At 57.6% G+C, this 14,777-nt stretch carries 16 protein-coding genes; 15 read left to right on the top strand and 1 reads right to left on the bottom strand.

Annotation, left to right across the window (positions count from 1 at the left end; translation table 11 throughout):
• The first annotated feature begins 10 nt into the window (after positions 1 to 10).
• The 11 genes from corC (at position 11) to D781_RS05360 (ending at position 9,114) form a co-directional block, all read left to right on the top strand.
• Positions 11 to 889 carry a CNNM family magnesium/cobalt transport protein CorC gene (gene corC / locus D781_RS05410; protein WP_015671310.1) on the top strand — a complete coding sequence of 293 codons (879 nt, stop codon included), beginning with the start codon at positions 11 to 13 and terminating at the stop codon, positions 887 to 889.
• A gap of 7 nt (positions 890 to 896) precedes the next feature.
• Complete coding sequence (lnt, locus tag D781_RS05405; protein ID WP_015671309.1) at positions 897 to 2,426, top strand: apolipoprotein N-acyltransferase; 1,530 nt, start codon at positions 897 to 899, stop codon at positions 2,424 to 2,426.
• Between the two features lie 345 nt (positions 2,427 to 2,771).
• Complete coding sequence (locus tag D781_RS05400; RefSeq protein ID WP_015671308.1) at positions 2,772 to 3,668, top strand: amino acid ABC transporter substrate-binding protein; 897 nt, start codon at positions 2,772 to 2,774, stop codon at positions 3,666 to 3,668.
• Between the two features lie 240 nt (positions 3,669 to 3,908).
• Positions 3,909 to 4,649 carry an amino acid ABC transporter permease gene (locus D781_RS05395; protein ID WP_015671307.1) on the top strand — a complete coding sequence of 247 codons (741 nt, stop codon included), beginning with the start codon at positions 3,909 to 3,911 and terminating at the stop codon, positions 4,647 to 4,649.
• Entirely contained in the window at positions 4,649 to 5,323 is a 675-nt protein-coding gene (gene gltK / locus D781_RS05390) for a glutamate/aspartate ABC transporter permease GltK (protein ID WP_015671306.1), read from the top strand. Before D781_RS05395 ends, gltK begins: the two co-directional genes overlap by 1 nt.
• Positions 5,323 to 6,048 (top strand): amino acid ABC transporter ATP-binding protein, encoded by a 726-nt coding sequence (locus D781_RS05385; RefSeq protein WP_015671305.1) that lies wholly within the window; start codon positions 5,323 to 5,325, stop codon positions 6,046 to 6,048. The genes gltK and D781_RS05385 overlap by 1 nt, the downstream gene beginning before the upstream one ends.
• Before the next feature lie 100 nt (positions 6,049 to 6,148).
• Positions 6,149 to 7,105, top strand: coding sequence for a pyrimidine-specific ribonucleoside hydrolase RihA (rihA, locus tag D781_RS05380; protein ID WP_015671304.1), 957 nt, complete (start codon positions 6,149 to 6,151; stop codon positions 7,103 to 7,105).
• 143 nt (positions 7,106 to 7,248) lie between these two features.
• Complete coding sequence (locus tag D781_RS05375) at positions 7,249 to 7,791, top strand: hypothetical protein (protein WP_015671303.1); 543 nt, start codon at positions 7,249 to 7,251, stop codon at positions 7,789 to 7,791.
• Positions 7,788 to 8,207, top strand: coding sequence for a putative T6SS immunity periplasmic lipoprotein (locus D781_RS05370; protein WP_015671302.1), 420 nt, complete (start codon positions 7,788 to 7,790; stop codon positions 8,205 to 8,207). The genes D781_RS05375 and D781_RS05370 overlap by 4 nt, the downstream gene beginning before the upstream one ends.
• 24 nt (positions 8,208 to 8,231) lie before the next feature.
• Positions 8,232 to 8,693 carry a putative T6SS immunity periplasmic lipoprotein gene (locus D781_RS05365; protein WP_015671301.1) on the top strand — a complete coding sequence of 154 codons (462 nt, stop codon included), beginning with the start codon at positions 8,232 to 8,234 and terminating at the stop codon, positions 8,691 to 8,693.
• Between the two features lie 4 nt (positions 8,694 to 8,697).
• Entirely contained in the window at positions 8,698 to 9,114 is a 417-nt protein-coding gene (locus D781_RS05360) for a putative T6SS immunity periplasmic lipoprotein (RefSeq protein ID WP_015671300.1), read from the top strand.
• A 47-nt stretch (positions 9,115 to 9,161) separates the two neighbouring features.
• Here D781_RS05360 and D781_RS05355 read toward each other — a convergent pair whose 3' ends face one another.
• Positions 9,162 to 9,644, bottom strand: coding sequence for a zinc ribbon-containing protein (locus D781_RS05355; RefSeq protein ID WP_015671299.1), 483 nt, complete (start codon positions 9,642 to 9,644; stop codon positions 9,162 to 9,164).
• 277 nt (positions 9,645 to 9,921) lie between these two features.
• Between D781_RS05355 and leuS the strand changes: the two genes are divergently transcribed.
• Genes leuS through nadD form a run of 4 tightly spaced genes read left to right on the top strand, consistent with a single transcriptional unit; the run spans position 9,922 to position 14,762 of the window.
• Positions 9,922 to 12,504 carry a leucine--tRNA ligase gene (gene leuS, locus D781_RS05350; RefSeq protein WP_015671298.1) on the top strand — a complete coding sequence of 861 codons (2,583 nt, stop codon included), beginning with the start codon at positions 9,922 to 9,924 and terminating at the stop codon, positions 12,502 to 12,504.
• 14 nt (positions 12,505 to 12,518) lie between these two features.
• Positions 12,519 to 13,079 (top strand): LPS assembly lipoprotein LptE, encoded by a 561-nt coding sequence (gene lptE / locus D781_RS05345; RefSeq protein ID WP_015671297.1) that lies wholly within the window; start codon positions 12,519 to 12,521, stop codon positions 13,077 to 13,079.
• Entirely contained in the window at positions 13,076 to 14,110 is a 1,035-nt protein-coding gene (holA, locus tag D781_RS05340) for a DNA polymerase III subunit delta (protein WP_015671296.1), read from the top strand. The genes lptE and holA overlap by 4 nt, the downstream gene beginning before the upstream one ends.
• Positions 14,100 to 14,762, top strand: a complete 663-nt coding sequence (gene nadD, locus D781_RS05335) for a nicotinate-nucleotide adenylyltransferase (RefSeq protein WP_015671295.1) — start codon at positions 14,100 to 14,102, stop codon at positions 14,760 to 14,762. The genes holA and nadD overlap by 11 nt, the downstream gene beginning before the upstream one ends.
• Positions 14,763 to 14,777: the final 15 nt, after the last annotated feature.

Here is a 14,777-nt window from a genome sequence, read left to right as displayed (position 1 = left end):
CTAAAACGCCATGAGCGACGACAATTCTCAAAGCAACGACAGCCCCAGTAGCAAGAAGGGGTTCTTTACCCTGCTCCTTAACCAGTTATTCCACGGTGAACCAAAAAACCGTGACGATCTGGTTGAACTGATCCGCGACTCCGAACAGAACGATCTGATCGACCCCGATACCCGCGATATGCTGGAAGGGGTGATGGATATCGCCGAACAGCGGGTGCGCGATATCATGATCCCCCGCTCCCAGATGATTACGCTCAAACGTAATCAGTCGCTGGAAGAGTGCCTGGATGTGATCATCGACTCCGCCCACTCGCGCTTCCCGGTGATCAGCGAAGACAAAGACCATATTGAAGGCATCCTGATGGCCAAGGACCTGCTGCCGTTTATGCGCGCGGAATCCGAGCCGTTCAGCATCGATCGGGTACTGCGCCCGGCGGTGGTGGTGCCGGAAAGCAAGCGGGTCGACCGCATGCTGAAGGAGTTCCGCTCCCAGCGTTACCATATGGCGATCGTCATCGACGAGTTCGGCGGCGTTTCCGGTCTGGTGACCATTGAAGACATTCTGGAACTGATTGTCGGTGAAATCGAAGACGAATATGACGATGAGGAAGATCGTGATATCCGCCAGCTCAGCCGCCATATGTACACCGTGCGCGCGCTGACCGCGATTGAAGACTTCAACGAGGCCTTCGATACCCACTTCAGCGATGATGAGGTCGATACCATCGGCGGCCTGATCATGCAGGCCTTCGGCCATCTGCCAACCCGCGGGGAAACCATTGAAATCGAAGGTTACCTGTTTAAAGTTGCCATGGCCGACAGTCGACGTATCATCCAGGTTCATGTAAAAATTCCGGACAACGCTCCGCAACCGAAACTGGAAGACTAAATTTCACATGGCCAACGCCTCTTTATTCGATCGCCAGCGGGTTCGCGCCCTGCTGGCGCTGTTGACCGGCGCCTGCGGCACGCTAGCGTTCTCCCCTTATGATATCTGGCCGGCGGCCATCGTTTCCCTGTGCGGGCTGCTGGCGGTCACGCTTGATCGCAGCGTGCGCCAATCGGCGCTGCTCGGCTTTCTGTGGGGAATGGGGCTGTTTGGCAGCGGCGTCAACTGGGTCTACGTCAGTATCGCCGACTTCGGCGGCATGCCGTTCGCCGTCAATATCTTCCTGGTGGTGCTGCTTGCCGCCTACCTGTCGCTGTACACCGGGCTGTTTGCCGGCCTGCTGACGCGCCTCTGGCCGCGCACCCACTGGCTGCGGCTGGCGATCGCCGCCCCGGCGCTGTGGCAGGTCACCGAATTCCTGCGCGGCTGGGTGCTGACCGGCTTCCCCTGGCTGCAGTTCGGCTACAGCCAGATCGACGGTCCGCTGAAGGGGCTGGCGCCGCTGCTGGGCGTCGACAGCATCACGTTGGTGCTGATGTCGCTCAGCGGCCTGCTGGTGTACGCCGTCGCGCGCCGCCGCATCCTGCCGGCGGTTATCGCCGTCGCCATGCTGCTGCTGCCGTGGCCGCTGCGTCAGCTGCACTGGTTTACCCCGCAGCCCGACAAGGCGGTTAACGTCGCCATGGTGCAGGGCAATATCGCCCAGTCGCTGAAGTGGGATCCGCAGGCGCTGGTCAGCACGCTGCAGGCCTATCTGGACGCCACCCGCCCTTATGTGGGCAAGGCGCCGATCATTATCTGGCCGGAGTCGGCCATTCCTGACGTGGAAAGCAACCAGAACGGTTTTCTGACCATGATGGACGATCTGGTGCGCGCCAAACACAGCAGCCTGATTACCGGCATCGTGGACGCCCGCGCCACCCGGCAGGGGACGGAATACTTCAACAGCGTCATCGTGCTGGGTGAACAGGCGCCGTACCGCTACCCGGCCGCCGACCGTTACAACAAGCATCACCTGGTGCCGTTCGGCGAGTTTGTACCGCTGGAAACGCTGCTGCGGCCGCTGGCGCCGTTCTTCGATCTGCCGATGTCCTCCTTCAGCCGCGGCGATTACGTCCAGTCGCCGATCAAAGTGCAGGGCTACGATCTGACGGCGGCGATTTGCTATGAAATCGTGCTCGGCCAACAGGTGCGCGACAACTTCCGCCCGGATACCAATTTCCTGCTGACCATCTCCAACGACGCCTGGTTTGGCCACTCCATCGGTCCGTGGCAGCACTTCCAGATGGCGCGCATGCGCGCCCTGGAGCTGGGCCGGCCGCTGCTGCGCAGCACCAATAACGGCGTCACCGCCGCGGTTGGGCCTACCGGCGACGTCATTGCCGAGATCCCGCAGTTTACCCGTCAGGTGCTGGAAGTGAAGGTAACGCCAACCACCGGCATCACGCCGTACGCCCGCTTCGGCGCGCTGCCGCTGTGGGTAATTACCGCGCTGCTGGGCGGCCTGGCGCTGCTGTTCGGCCTGCGCCGCCGTTAATCTGCTTTATGGGGACGCCGCCGCGTGTCCCCTTTTTCTTCCGCTCAGTCTCCCCCTCCTGGCATGCTCCTTGCTTTATTTCTCCTGCCCTGCGCGGCAGCATTACCTGAGATCACGCGGCCTGGCAAATCCGCCGCACCATAACGGTGCCGCCGGGTTTTATTGCCTCTATTTGGTGCGCGTGATGTCTCAAATTACGAAACATATTGGTTTCATTTTGTTCACAATCAGCTATTTTCTAACGGTAATCTGTTCTAAGACTATCTTTATAATGTGAGCAACAAACAACCATTTTCACTCTGACGCGCTTTCGTCAGAACCACCACAACAGCAAGGAGTTGGACCATGCACATGCGTAAACTGGCGTTATCGTTACTGCTGATTGGGATGGCAGGCAGCGTAGCCCACGCGGAAGAATTAACCGGCACGCTGAAGAAAATCAAAGACAACGGCGTGATCGTTGTCGGTCACCGTGAATCTTCAGTTCCTTTCTCCTATTACGACAACCAGCAGAAAGTGGTGGGCTATTCTCAGACCTACTCAGACCAAATCGTCGAGGCCATCAAGAAAAAACTTAACGCCCCCGATCTTAAAGTGAAACTGCTGCCTATCACCTCGCAGAACCGTATTCCGCTGCTGCAGAACGGCACCTATGACTTCGAGTGCGGCTCCACCACCAATAACGTCGAACGCCAGAAACAGGCCGCTTTCTCCGATACCATCTTTATCGTCGGCACCCGTCTGCTGGCGAAAAAAGGCTCCGAAGTGAAAGACTTCAAAGACCTGGCCGGCAAACCGGTGGTGGTCACCTCCGGCACCACCTCCGAAGTGCTGCTGAACAAGCTGAACGATAAGGACAACATGAAAATGCGCATCATCAGCGCCAAAGACCACGGCGACTCGTTCCGCACGCTGGAAAGCGGCCGCGCGGTGGCGTTTATGATGGATGACGCACTGCTGGCCGGCGAACGCGCCAAAGCCAAAAAACCGGACCAGTGGGAAATCATCGGCACGCCGCAGTCAAAAGAAGCCTACGGCTGCATGATGCGTAAAGACGACGCCGACTTCAAAAAACTGGTTGATGACACCATCGCTCAGGCGCAGACCTCCGGCGAAGCCGCCAAATGGTTTGATAAGTGGTTTAAACAGCCTATCCCGCCAAAAAATCTGAATATGAACTTTGAGCTGTCCGACGATATGAAGCAGCTGTTCAAAGCGCCTAACGATAAGGTTCTGAACTAATAACAACAAAGCGGGAACGGCGGCAACGCCGGCCCCGCCCCGTTGACGGCGGGACAGACAGGTATCCGGCAGGCCGTTCCCCTGCCGGATTTTTCCCCGACGCCAGCGCGCACCGATGAGCCAGCCTAACTGGCCGCCGCGCCCGGCGTCAGACAGCCGTCAATGTTTCATCCCCTCACCGCTGCACCGTCCTTACCGGCAGCGTGAACGGTGACGGGAGATCTGCTTATCGGAGTTTTTATGTCTATAGATTGGAACTGGGGGATCTTCCTGCAGCAGGCGCCGTTCGGCAATACCACCTATCTGGGCTGGATCTGGTCCGGCTTTCAGGTAACGGTCGCCCTCTCCGTCTGCGCATGGATCATCGCTTTCTTCGTCGGTTCGCTGTTCGGAATTCTGCGCACCGTGCCCAACCGTTTCCTGTCCGGCATCGGCACCGTCTACGTTGAGCTGTTTCGCAACGTGCCGCTGATCGTACAGTTCTTTACCTGGTATCTGGTGGTGCCGGAGCTGCTGCCGCCGGATCTCGGCATGTGGTTTAAAACCGAGCTCGACCCGAACGTACAGTTTTTTGTCTCCTCCATGCTGTGCCTGGGGCTGTTTACCGCCGCCCGCGTCTGCGAGCAGGTGCGCGCCGCGATCCAATCCCTGCCGCGCGGGCAACAGGCCGCCGGGCTGGCGATGGGGCTAACGCTGCCGCAAACCTACCGCTACGTGCTGCTGCCGAACGCCTACCGGGTGATCGTCCCGCCGATGACCTCGGAAATGCTGAACCTGGTGAAAAACTCGGCGATCGCTTCCACCATTGGCCTGGTGGATATGGCCGCCCAGGCCGGCAAGCTGTTGGACTACTCCGCACACGCCTATGAATCATTCACTGCAATTACGTTGGCCTATATCGGCATCAACGCGGTCATTATGCTGATTATGCGCATGGTGGAACGTAAAGTGCAGTTGCCCGGCAATATGGGGAGCAAATAATGTACGAATTTGACTGGGCATCGATTGTGCCAAGCTTCCCCTACCTGCTGCAAGGCATGGTAGTCACCCTGAAAATCACCGTCACGGCGATTATTTTCGGCATCATCTGGGGTACGCTGCTGGCGGTAATGCGCCTGTCCCCCTTTAAGCCAATCAGCTGGTTCGCCACGCTCTACGTCAACCTGTTCCGCTCGGTGCCGCTGGTGATGGTGCTGCTGTGGTTCTATCTGGTGGTGCCTAGCTTATTACAAAAGGTTCTTGGGCTGTCGCCACAAACCGATATTCGTCTGATCTCGGCGATGGTCGCCTTTTCGCTGTTCGAGGCCGCCTACTACTCGGAGATTATCCGCGCGGGGATCCAGAGCGTATCGCGCGGCCAGTCCTCCGCAGCGCTGGCGCTGGGCATGAGCCACTGGCAGTCGATGCAGCTGGTGATTTTGCCGCAGGCGTTCCGCGCCATGGTGCCGCTGCTGCTGACGCAGGGCATCGTACTGTTCCAGGATACGTCGCTGGTTTACGTACTGAGCCTGGCTGACTTCTTCCGCACCGCTTCGACCATCGGCGAACGTGACGGCACGCAGGTGGAAATGATCCTGTTCGCCGGCTTTGTCTACTTTGTCATCAGCATTGCCGCCTCGGCGCTGGTAAGCTATTTGAAGAAAAGGACTGTTTGATGATTTCCCTGAAAAATGTTTCCAAGTGGTACGGTCACTTCCAAGTGCTGACCGACTGCTCCACAGAAGTAAAAAAAGGCGAGGTCGTCGTGGTCTGCGGTCCTTCAGGCTCAGGCAAGTCGACCTTGATCAAAACCGTTAACGGGCTGGAGCCGATCCAACAGGGAGAAATCCGCGTCAACGACACCCAGGTCAACCTGAAATCCACCAATCTGGCGCAGCTGCGCGCCAAAGTCGGCATGGTGTTTCAGCATTTTGAACTGTTCCCGCACCTGTCGATCATCGAAAACCTGATCCTGGCGCAGGTCAAAGTGCTCAAGCGCGACAAGGCGGCGGCGCGTGAAAAGGGTCAGGCGCTGCTTAAACGCGTCGGGCTGACCGCCCACGCGGACAAATATCCGGCGCAGCTTTCCGGCGGCCAACAGCAGCGCGTGGCGATCGCCCGTGCGCTGTGTATGGATCCGATCGCCATGCTGTTTGATGAACCCACCTCGGCGCTGGATCCGGAGATGATCAACGAGGTGCTGGACGTGATGGTCGAACTGGCGCAGGAAGGCATGACCATGATGGTGGTCACCCACGAAATGGGCTTCGCCCGCAAGGTGGCCAACCGGGTTATCTTTATGGATGAAGGTAAAATCGTTGAGGACCGTGATAAGGACGAGTTCTTTAACAACCCGCAGTCCGAGCGCGCCAAAGACTTCCTGGCGAAAATTTTGCACTGATCCGCCCCATGCGCCCCGGCCGGGGCGCATGAAAAGTCCTTGTTTCCCGACCGCTTTGATCCGATGCTCGAGGTAAATCCACAAGAGCAGAGAGAATACGATGCCACGCCCTATTATTATCGATTGCGACCCCGGACTTGATGACGCCATTGCGCTGGCGATGGCGCTGCGCGCGCCGCAGCTGGACGTCAAGGCCATCACCACCTCCGCCGGCAACCAGACGCCGGAGAAAACCCTGCATAACGCCCTCGGCCTGCTGACGCTGATGCAGCGGGAAGATATACCGGTGGCCGCCGGCGCCGCCAAACCGCTGCTGCGCGAGCTGGTGATTGCAGAGCACGTACACGGCAGCACCGGCATGGGTCACACCCGCCTGCCGACGCCGGGTATCGAGCCGGCGCCGCACAGCGCGGTTGAACTGATCGCCGGCCTGCTGCGCACCAGCCCGGAGCCGATCACGCTGGTGGTCACCGGGCCGATGACCAATATCGCCCTGCTGCTGGCGCAGCATCCCGAACTCAAACCGCGCATCGAGCGCATCGTCTTTATGGGCGGCGCGCTGCATGGCGGCAACGCCACGCCGGTGGCCGAGTTTAATATCTACGTCGATCCGGAAGCGGCGCAAATGGTCCTGCAGTCCGGCGTGCCGCTGACCATGGCGGGACTCAACGTGACCCATCAGGCGTTTGTGCTGCCGCAGGAGGCGGAACGCATCCGCGCCATCGCCAACCCGGTAGCGCAGGCGGTGGCCGAAATGCTCGACTTCTACCTGCCGATGTACCTCAACCACCCGCGCGGACTGCCGGGCGCCGCGATGCATGACCCGTGCACCATCGCCTGGCTGCTGGCACCGCAGCTGTTTAACAGCCGCGAACGCTGGGTCGGCGTGGAAACCAAGGGCGAATATACCCTGGGGCAAACCGTGGTGGACGATCTGCAGCAAAGCGGTAATGCGCCCAACGTGCAGGTGCTGACCGATATTGACCGGGACGGTTTTATCGCGCTATTGCTTGACTGCCTGACGCGTTATTCCTGCCGCCAGAACGGCGAAAAATAAATAGCCGTCTTTAACCGGGCCGATAATGCGGCCCGGCTTGCTATTTACGTCGAAAAATGGAAAACAGCTAACGCGTTCCGCTATTGACTCCACGGAAGATAAATAGTTCTATCCGCTTTTATTCTGGACAGGGAGTCCCAGAAATGGAGCAAACAACAGAGATACAGGAAGGTATTACCCGTCCGCTAACGCTTGGCGAAGTAATATTAGCCCGTTCAATATTTGGTAACTCAATTATTTATAATACCGTAAGGGTTCACTGCGACAGCTACCTGCCCTTTGGCCTGCAGGCCAGCCATACCGCGATGGCGCCAAATGGTGAATTATGGTTCCGGCGAGCTTTATATCGCCCGGATTTTTCAACTACATCAATAAACAGACAGCATATTTTTATCCACGAACTCGCACACGTATGGCAATATCAGCATGGCATGTGGGTCAGAAGCCGCGGGCTTTTCAGCTGGATTGCAGATTATACTTACCGACTGGATGGCAAAAAAAGGCTTAAGGACTACCCGATGGAACAGCAGGCCTCTATCATCGCGGATTATTTTTATCTTAAAAAACGCGGTTATAATGAGTGGCTGACAAAAGTTGGTAATATTATAAACTTTCGCGGGGTCACTGATAAATACATCACTCATAAGTATGAGTATACTTTATCGAACTTTTTCAAACAGCGGTGATAACGATGAGAAAATTATTTTTTATTTTACCCTTACTGCTTAGCGGCTGTTTCCATCTCGGCGATCCGCGCGCAAAAATCTATAATGCATCCGCAGTGGTCGTGGCCAATCACATCTGCGTGTTAATTCAACCCCAAGGGGATGAAAAAATGGTAAATCTCACTATTGATGAAGCTGGTAAAGAGGACAGCATACTCAACAAAATTTATGATGCTGGCGGCGTAGCAGTTTCAGCTGATAAATGTATACCAACATACAACTATCCGTTTAAATCTGGTCATACTTATAACGTTTCCATCACCCTGCGTTCGCAAGATAAAAAGAGAAAGGGCATTGTGCCGACAGCTCGCTTATACGATATCAGCTTCACCTTAACGGGTAAGGATGAAGAGCTGGTTATAAGCTCTATCAATTAAGTTGGCACAGATAAGACGTAAACGATGGAAAAACATACTTCCCTCAACTTTTCTATCACCATGATGACCATGATAAAAACGCTCACCCCGCTCATCCTCGCTTCACTCCTTAGCGGCTGCTTCCACCTCGGCGATCCGCGCGCAAAAATCTATAATGCATCCGCAGTGGTCGTGGCCAATCACATCTGCGTGTTAACTCAGCCAGAGGGGGATGAAAAGATGATCACTCTGAATATCGAAGAGATAGCTAACAAAGAAAACGGGTTCAATAAAGTTTTTGATAATGACGGATTAAAAGTTTCATCGGATAAATGTATACCAACATACAACTATCCGTTTAAAGCCGGTCATGCTTACACCGTTTCCATCACCCTGCAATCACGAGATAAAGAGAAAAAAGGAATCGTACCTGCAGGACGAGCATATGGTGTTGGCTTCACTTTAACAGACAGGAACGGTGAGCTGGTGATAAATTCTATCAATTAACTCCATGAATATAATAAAAAGATCCTTAGTCATCGCTATACCGCTACTGTTACTTACCGGCTGTATGCACCTCAACGATCCAAGGCCAAAGCACTATAAAGCGCCGGTCACTACCGTGGCAAACAAGGTGTGCGTTATTGTTCAGCCCGAAGCGGATGAACAGATCGTAACGATACGTATTAATGAAGTCGGCAGCGATAACAATACGTTAGAAAAATACGGGCTGGCGGTGAGCGCGTCAGCAGAACGATGCGTTACTGATTTCGGTTACGCATTTGCCGCGGGAAAAGCCTATAACTTTATGGTTATCCTGGAATCACCTGAGAAAAAGCAACGGGGCGTTCACCCCTCAGCCCGGATATACGGCGCGAGTTTTTCGCTATGGCGCCTCAACGGCAAGCTGCAAGCCACGCCTCTTTAGTAAAGGTGCTACCAGAGCGGCCCTCAAACCTGCGGGCCGCTGGCGCATTAAGGCTCAAACGGCCGACGCTGAAACTGGTCGTGTCCGCACTTCGGGCAGCGCGGCAGCACTTCCGGCGTATAAAACGCCAGGTGATGGTGACACTTCTCACACACCAGATTGCCCAGGCCGACCACCTCACCGCTGTGATACACGCCGTGGTGGCTGACGTCTTTAAACACTTCACGCCACTCCAACTGGGTTTTGTCGGTAATGTCCGCCAGCTCCTGCCACAGGCTCTCCTTGATCACCCGCATAAACACGCTGTCGCTGAACTCCTCGCGGCTCTCCTGATAGCTACGGGCAAACTCTTCCAGATCGCGCCGCACCGCCTGCTTCAGCTGCGCCACTTCATCGCGCGTCAGCTCGCCGGCCTCATCCAGCCGTTTTTCCGCGCTGGCAACCAGCTGGTCAATGTCTCGTTCACCGTTTTTCAGACGTTCGGTCAGCGACGCCAACAGTTCGCGGTAGTACTGAGCAACCTTGTTCATAGCTTCTCCTCAATGAACCCGTGAAATGACCCCAGTGACGGGATTTCCCCTTAAGCCATCTTCCCTTATTTTAGCCGTAAATGGCTGATGTCTCTTGGCTAACGGCGGGATTTTCACGACCGGTGTCGGCATACCGGCGTCTTTTTACGAAATACGCGCCAACGGCGGCGCTTGGAGTTGTTGCCAACAGGTCTTATCAGCTATGCTATGCGGATCTAAATACTAAACAATTTATGCTACGGACGTAGCTGTTTTCTTAACAGGACCACCAGCCGCCATGCAAGAGCAATACCGCCCCGAAGAGATAGAATCGAACGTACAGAGCCATTGGCAAGAAAAACAGACGTTTAAGGTGACCGAAGACGCCGGCAAGGAGAAATATTACTGCCTCTCCATGCTGCCTTACCCTTCCGGTCGTCTACACATGGGTCATGTGCGTAACTACACCATCGGCGACGTGATCTCCCGTTACCAGCGCATGCTGGGTAAAAACGTGTTGCAGCCTATCGGCTGGGACGCCTTCGGCCTGCCGGCGGAAGGCGCCGCGGTAAAAAACAACACCGCGCCGGCGCCGTGGACCTACGACAACATCGAATATATGAAGAACCAGCTGAAACTGCTGGGCTTCGGCTACGACTGGGACCGTGAAATCGCCACCTGCAAACCTGACTACTACCGTTGGGAGCAGTGGTTCTTCACCAAACTGTATGAAAAAGGCCTGGTTTACAAGAAAACCTCGGCGGTGAACTGGTGCCCGCACGATATGACGGTGCTGGCCAACGAACAGGTGATCGACGGCTGCTGCTGGCGCTGCGACACCAAGGTCGAACGTAAAGAGATCCCGCAGTGGTTTATCAAAATCACCGATTACGCCGATCAGCTGCTCAATGACCTGGACAAGCTCGAAGACTGGCCTGAACAGGTCAAAACCATGCAGCGCAACTGGATTGGCCGCTCCGAAGGGGTGGAAATCACCTTCGACGTCGACGGCAGCGACGAAAACGTCACCGTCTACACCACCCGTCCGGATACCTTTATGGGCGCCACCTACGTCGCGGTCGCCGCCGGCCACCCGCTGGCGCAGCAGGGCGCGGTCAATAACCCGGCGCTGGGCGACTTTATCGAAGAATGCCGCAACACCAAAGTGGCGGAAGCCGATATGGCGACCATGGAGAAAAAAGGCATGGCCACCGGCCTGTACGCCATCCATCCGCTGAGCGGCGAAAAGCTGCCGATCTGGGTCGCCAACTTCGTGCTGATGGAATACGGCACCGGCGCGGTGATGGCGGTGCCGGCGCACGACCAGCGTGACTGGGAGTTCGCCACCAAATACAACCTGCCGATCAAAGCGGTAATCCTGAACCTCGACGGCAGCCAGCCGGACATCAGCGGCGAAGCGATGACGGAAAAAGGCGCGCTGTTCAATTCCGGCGAGTTTGACGGCCTGGATCACGACGCCGGCTTCAACGCCATCGCCGATAAACTGGTGGAAAAAGGCGTCGGCCAGCGCAAGGTTAACTACCGCCTGCGCGACTGGGGCGTATCCCGTCAGCGCTACTGGGGCGCGCCAATCCCAATGGTGACGCTGGAAGACGGCACCGTGATGCCAACGCCGGAAGATCAGCTGCCGGTGCTGCTGCCGGAAGACGTCGTGATGGACGGCATCACCAGCCCAATCAAAGCCGACGTGGAGTGGGCGAAAACCACCGTCAACGGCCAGCCGGCGCTGCGTGAGACCGACACCTTCGATACCTTTATGGAATCCTCCTGGTACTACGCGCGCTATACCTGCCCGCAGTACGATCAGGGCATGCTGGATCCGGCCGCGGCCAACTACTGGCTGCCGGTCGATCAGTATATCGGCGGCATCGAGCACGCCATCATGCACCTGATGTACTTCCGCTTCTTCCACAAGCTGATGCGCGACGCAGGCCTGGTGGACTCCGACGAGCCGGCAAAACGCCTGCTGTGTCAGGGCATGGTGCTGGCAGACGCCTTCTACTACACCGGCAACAACGGCGAGCGCATCTGGGTTTCCCCGGTCGACGCCACCATCGAGCGCGATGAAAAAGGCCGCATTACCAAAGCGACCGATCCGCAAGGCCGTGAACTGGTCTATGCTGGCATGAGCAAAATGTCGAAGTCGAAGAACAACGGCATCGACCCGCAGGAAATGGTGGAAAAATACGGCGCCGACACCGTGCGTCTGTTTATGATGTTCGCCTCGCCGGCGGAAATGACGCTGGAGTGGCAGGAATCAGGCGTGGAAGGTGCGAACCGCTTCCTGAAGCGCGTGTGGAAACTGGCGTATGACCACGTGGAAAAAGGCGCGGTGCAGCCGCTCGACGTGGCATCCCTGAACGACGCGCAGAAAGCGCTGCGTCGCGACGTCCACAAGACGATTGCCAAAGTCACCGACGATATCGGCCGTCGTCAGACCTTCAACACTGCGATCGCCGCCGTGATGGAGCTGATGAACAAACTGGGCCGTGCGCCGCAGGAGAGCGAACAGGATCGCGCGCTGCTGCAGGAAGCCCTGCTGGCGGTGGTTCGCATGCTGTATCCGTTCACCCCGCACGTCTGCTTCAGCCTGTGGCAGGCGCTGGGCGGCGCCGGCGACATCGACGTCGCGCCATGGCCGGTTGCCGATGACGCCGCGATGGTGGAAGATTCAAAACTGGTGGTGGTGCAGGTTAACGGCAAAGTACGCGCTAAAATTACCGTACCGGCCGATGCCAGCGAAGAACAAGTGCGTGAACGCGCCGCCGAAGAGCATCTGGTGGCTAAATATCTGGACGGCGTCACGATTCGTAAAGTGATCTACGTTCCGGGCAAATTGCTTAACCTGGTTGTGGGTTAACACAAGGAGGGGTTGTGCGACTTCGTATTACAACGTTGTTGCTGGGGCTGGCGGTGCTGATCACCGCCGGCTGCGGTTTTCACCTGCGTGGCACCACGCAGGTACCATCAGAAATGAAAACGCTGATGCTGGACAGCTATGACCCGTACGGTCCGCTGACCCGCGCGGTGCGCGCGCAGCTGCGCGCCAACGGCGTGACCATCGTGAAAGACGCGACGCGTAAAGATGTGCCGTCGCTGCGCATTGTCAGCTCCTCACAGGGCCAGGATACCGTGTCTATCTTCCAGGACGGTAAAACCGCCGAGTACCAGATGGTGATGACGGTGGATGCGCAGGTGCTGATTCCGGGCCATGATATTTACCCGCTCAACGCCAAGGTCTTCCGCTCGTTCTTCGATAACCCGCTGACCGCGCTGGCAAAAGACTCCGAGCAGGAGATCATCCTGCAGGAAATGCGCGAGCAGGCGGCGCAGCAGTTGGTGCGTAAACTGCTGACGGTGCACGCTGCGGAAGAAGAAGCCCAGCAGCAGGCCGCAGCGGCCGATAAAGCCGCGGAAAGCCGCCCAGCGCAATGACCCGTCTCTATCCTGAACAACTTGCCGCGCAGCTCCGAGAGGGGCTGCGCGCTTGTTATCTGCTGTGCGGTAATGAACCGCTGCTGCTGCAGGAAAGCCAGGACCTGATTCGTCAGGCGGCCACGGCGCAGCAGTTCAGCGAACATTACAGCATCTCCCTTGACGCCCATACCGACTGGGACGCCATCTTCAGCATTTGTCAGTCGATGAGCCTGTTCGCCAGCCGGCAGACGCTGCTGCTGATCCTGCCGGAAAACGGCCCGACCGCGCCAATTGGCGAACAGCTGGTCAAACTGGCGGCGTTGCTGCATGAGGATATCATTCTGCTGCTGCGCGGCCCGCGGCTGACCAAAGCGCAGGAAAACAGCGCCTGGTTCAAAGCGCTGGGCGCCAACGGCGTCTACGTCACCTGCCAGACGCCGGAACAGGCGCAGCTGCCGCGCTGGGTCGCCAAGCGCGCCAAAGCGATGCAGTTGACGCTGGACGAGCCGGCCAATCAGCTGCTGTGCTACTGCTACGAAGGCAACCTGCTGGCGCTGGCGCAGGCGCTGGAGCGTCTGGCTCTGCTGCATCCGGACGGCAAGCTGACGCTGCCGCGCGTCGAGCAGGCGGTGAATGACGCCGCGCACTTTTCCCCGTATCACTGGCTCGACGCCCTGCTGGCCGGTAAAAGTAAACGCGCCTGGCATATCCTGCAGCAGCTGCGTCAGGAAGATGTTGAACCGGTGATCCTACTGCGTACGCTGCAGCGCGAGCTGATGCAGTTGCTCACCCTGCAGCGCCAGATGGCGACAACGCCGCTGCGCACGCTGTTCGATCAGCACAAGGTCTGGCAAAACCGCCGCAGCCTGGTGACCCAGGCGCTGCAGCGCCTGTCGGCCGCTCAGCTGCAGCAGGCGGTGCGGCTGCTGGCGCAGATAGAGCTCACCCTCAAGCAGGATTATGGCCAGTCGGTCTGGCCGGAGCTGGAATCCCTGTCGATGTTGATCTGCGGTAAACCGCTGGCTACGAGTTTTTCCGATGTCTACTAACACCACAGCAGCCGCCGGGCTGCACGCGCTGTTCGGCGGTACGTTCGACCCCATCCATTACGGCCATCTGCGGCCGGTCGAAGCGCTGGCGCAGGAAGTGGGCCTCAATCAGGTCACCCTGCTGCCGAACCACGTTCCGCCGCACCGCCCGCAGCCGGAAGCCAATGCGCAGCAGCGGTTGCAAATGGTTGAACTGGCCATCGCCGGCAACCCGCTGTTTGCCGTTGACGACCGCGAGCTACACCGCACCACGCCGTCGTATACCGTCGAAACGCTGGAGGCGATTCGCCAGGAACGCGGCCCGCATCAGCCGCTGGCGTTTATCATCGGCCAGGATTCGCTGCTGAGCCTGCACAAATGGCAACGCTGGCAGGATCTGCTCAGCCTGTGCCATCTGCTGGTGCTGGCCCGCCCGGGTTATGACGACCGCATGGAGACGCCGGCGTTACAGCGCTGGCTGGATACCCACCGCGTCAGCGACCCGGCAGCGCTGCGCAGCCGGCCGCATGGCTCACTGTACCTGGCGGATACGCCGCTGCTGGAAATCTCCGCCACCGAAATTCGTGAACGCCGCCATCAGGGCGCCAGCTGCGACGATCTGCTGCCGCGTCCGGTGCAGCGTTATATCGAATTACAGGGTTTATATCGTTAGCGATAGGCGCGTGAT

The organism is Serratia sp. FGI94, assembly GCF_000330865.1.
Classification (GTDB): Bacteria; Pseudomonadota; Gammaproteobacteria; order Enterobacterales; family Enterobacteriaceae; genus Serratia_B; species Serratia_B rubidaea.
This window is presented reverse-complemented; position numbering and strand designations above follow the sequence as displayed.

What these genes read in the sequence shown, in the direction of transcription:
- corC (WP_015671310.1), top strand. Translation starts at nt 11, where the DNA reads ATGAGCGACGACAATTCTCAAAGCAACGACAGCCCCAGTAGCAAGAAG.
- lnt (WP_015671309.1), top strand. Translation starts at nt 897, where the DNA reads ATGGCCAACGCCTCTTTATTCGATCGCCAGCGGGTTCGCGCCCTGCTG.
- D781_RS05400 (WP_015671308.1), top strand. Translation starts at nt 2,772, where the DNA reads ATGCACATGCGTAAACTGGCGTTATCGTTACTGCTGATTGGGATGGCA.
- D781_RS05395 (WP_015671307.1), top strand. Translation starts at nt 3,909, where the DNA reads ATGTCTATAGATTGGAACTGGGGGATCTTCCTGCAGCAGGCGCCGTTC.
- gltK (WP_015671306.1), top strand. Translation starts at nt 4,649, where the DNA reads ATGTACGAATTTGACTGGGCATCGATTGTGCCAAGCTTCCCCTACCTG.
- D781_RS05385 (WP_015671305.1), top strand. Translation starts at nt 5,323, where the DNA reads ATGATTTCCCTGAAAAATGTTTCCAAGTGGTACGGTCACTTCCAAGTG.
- rihA (WP_015671304.1), top strand. Translation starts at nt 6,149, where the DNA reads ATGCCACGCCCTATTATTATCGATTGCGACCCCGGACTTGATGACGCC.
- D781_RS05375 (WP_015671303.1), top strand. Translation starts at nt 7,249, where the DNA reads ATGGAGCAAACAACAGAGATACAGGAAGGTATTACCCGTCCGCTAACG.
- D781_RS05365 (WP_015671301.1), top strand. Translation starts at nt 8,232, where the DNA reads ATGGAAAAACATACTTCCCTCAACTTTTCTATCACCATGATGACCATG.
- D781_RS05360 (WP_015671300.1), top strand. Translation starts at nt 8,698, where the DNA reads ATGAATATAATAAAAAGATCCTTAGTCATCGCTATACCGCTACTGTTA.
- D781_RS05355 (WP_015671299.1), bottom strand. Translation starts at nt 9,644, where the DNA reads ATGAACAAGGTTGCTCAGTACTACCGCGAACTGTTGGCGTCGCTGACC.
- leuS (WP_015671298.1), top strand. Translation starts at nt 9,922, where the DNA reads ATGCAAGAGCAATACCGCCCCGAAGAGATAGAATCGAACGTACAGAGC.
- holA (WP_015671296.1), top strand. Translation starts at nt 13,076, where the DNA reads ATGACCCGTCTCTATCCTGAACAACTTGCCGCGCAGCTCCGAGAGGGG.
- nadD (WP_015671295.1), top strand. Translation starts at nt 14,100, where the DNA reads ATGTCTACTAACACCACAGCAGCCGCCGGGCTGCACGCGCTGTTCGGC.